3 protein-coding genes are annotated in these 2,323 nt (G+C 33.2%); all 3 read left to right on the top strand.

The annotated features are described in order from the left end of the window. Positions 1-1,338, top strand: a 1,338-nt coding sequence (locus U9R42_10415) for an RHS repeat-associated core domain-containing protein (protein ID MEA3496436.1), incomplete at its 5' end; no start/stop codon positions are given. Further along, positions 1,328-1,933, top strand: a complete 606-nt coding sequence (locus U9R42_10410) for a hypothetical protein (GenBank protein MEA3496435.1) — start codon at positions 1,328-1,330, stop codon at positions 1,931-1,933. The genes U9R42_10415 and U9R42_10410, both read left to right, overlap by 11 nt. Positions 1,934-2,071: 138 nt before the next feature. Further along, positions 2,072-2,323 (top strand): hypothetical protein (locus U9R42_10405; GenBank protein ID MEA3496434.1); only part of this gene is annotated, 252 nt, incomplete at its 3' end.

The following is a 2,323-nucleotide window of genomic DNA, read 5'->3' as shown; positions in this document are numbered from 1 at the left end:
ATGCAGATGCCAGGAAGGACTTATAGTATTGCTAAAACAGTTGGAGTGCCTATAATTGATCATGAATTTACAAGCGGAAATGATATAAATAATTGGTCTGCTTGGGGATTAACCGTTAGTGCTTCCGGAGATGACAGACTAAAGGCTGAAGGAACTGGTGCATGGGCTACCGCCTATGCAAGCCTATCCCTTGAAGTGGGAAAACGATACAGGCTGACTGCAAGTATTGACTTAGGCTCAAATTTAGCAAGAGTAAAATATATGGTTAAAAATCCATCTGATGGCACTTTTATGTTTATCAATAACACCAAAGTAGATGCTGATATTGATGTTGAATTTATTGCTACAACAACTACTGCAGACCTAATATTCCAACGAGCTGATGCTACAAGTACCAACTTGCTGTTCTATCTTGACAATGTAAAAGTTGAAGAAATTGGTGAGAGTTATAGGTATGGGTTTAATGGTATGGAGCAAGACAACGAGGTTAAAGGCAACGGAAACTCTTTGAATTTTGGTGCGAGGATTTATGATTCGAGGTTGGTGAGGTGGTTGAGTGTGGATCCTCGATACAAAGATTATCCTGATCAATCACCATATAACGCTTTTAATAACAATCCAATACTTTTCGTTGATCCAACAGGTGAATCTGGTAAAGTATCAATTTCGAAAAATGAGGAAACAGGCGGAACTAAAATAACAATAACAACAATTGTTTATATACAAGATGCCTCAGATGATTTGATTGATGATTTGAATTCTTATGTTACAGAAAATCCAATAGTTGGCAGTAGTGGTAATACTGATATTGAGATACAAATTACTTATAAACCTTTATCAGAATTTGAAGCAAAACATAAAACTTCTACAATATTAAGTATCCCAGAATATAATATATTAAGATTAGAAGATGGCAGAAGTGTTGTTGATGGCGGAAAGGGTAAAGGAGTAGATGAAAATGGTAATTATTTACAAAAGGTAAGTAATTCTGGCAGATTGGATAAAAGTAGAAAAGGAACAAGATTATTTTGGGAAGCTTTTCATGAAACTTTACATTTTCTTGGGCTTTCTGATAGATATCATAAAATTAATAGTGAGCCTCATTCAGGCTGGGGACGGCCTACAGATAAGAAAGGTGGAGCAAGTGATGCAATGGCTTGTCCTGAGTGTACTAATTTCAATCAAACTCATTTTGATAATATTGCAGATTATTTTAAAAATTTCGAGGAAGGAGAACATGATTTAGAATATTATATAGATCGAAATAAAGATGGGAGTTTAAAAGGAGAGGCACAAAACCAAGAAACACTTCAAAAAACTACTAAAGATGACGAATAACAAGCAAGGGAGTAAGATCAATATCATATTATTATCAGTACTAATATTCGTGCTATGCGGATGCAACTCAAAATACCATATTCTTGTACCACATCATAAGTATGTTATATCTGAAACGGGATATATGATTTTAGGTTACAGAAATGATAATTACTTTTTCCCAATGGAAGTCGATTCTACGAAAGAATTTTTCAATGATTTCTTAGATAAAAACCCTAATAAAGGATTTAAATATGTTTTTGGCAGTAAGAATATAAATCCAATATTCTATATTGAAAAATATGCAACAAAAATTGAAATAAAACCAAGGAATGATAAAACCTTTACTCACGCTTATATCATGCCCGCAAAAATCAGTTATCTTGAAAACGCGTATACAAAAACTTGGACAAAAAAGCAGGCAAGGACATATTATGAAGAAAAAGTGTGTTTAGAAGGTCATGAGATAAACTTTATAATGAGAGACTTCCGTTTTAAAGAAATAAGCCTTGAGGTTGCACCATTGCTTTCAGACAGTGTTTACACAAAACTACTTGATGATTTTTATCATAAAATAGATACTTTGGAAATTATTGAGCCATGGGAGGGGTTTTAAAATAAAATGGGAACCCGTACTATCTGTAGTTTGTAACTACGCCAATATATTGAAATCTATAATTGAATTTTTATATCAAATCAATTTCAATTAATGATTCCAATTAAAAAGAAAAAAGATTAGTATTTTTGTTGTTCGATGGGATGCCATAAATTAAAATATTACGAGAGTGAAACCGCAATAGGCGAAAAATGGAAAATTTTTGTCGATGGGATAGAAAAAACTGTGAATAGTCAGGAAATTTGTAAAGATTACTATGCATTTGGTATGCAGATGCCAGGAAGGACTTATAGTATTGCTAAAACAGTTGGAGTGCCTATAATTGATCATGAATTTACAAGCGGAAATGATATAAATAATTGGTCTGCTTGGGGATTAACCGTTAGTGCT

Source organism: Bacteroidota bacterium (genome assembly GCA_034723125.1).
Lineage (GTDB): Bacteria > Bacteroidota > Bacteroidia > CAILMK01 > JAAYUY01 > JAYEOP01.
Note: the sequence above shows the minus strand (reverse complement) of the source record. Positions and strands in the feature narration are given on the sequence as shown.

Excerpts from the sequence above, each read along its gene's own strand:
- U9R42_10410 (MEA3496435.1), top strand. The coding sequence starts at position 1,328 with ATGACGAATAACAAGCAAGGGAGTAAGATCAATATCATATTATTATCA.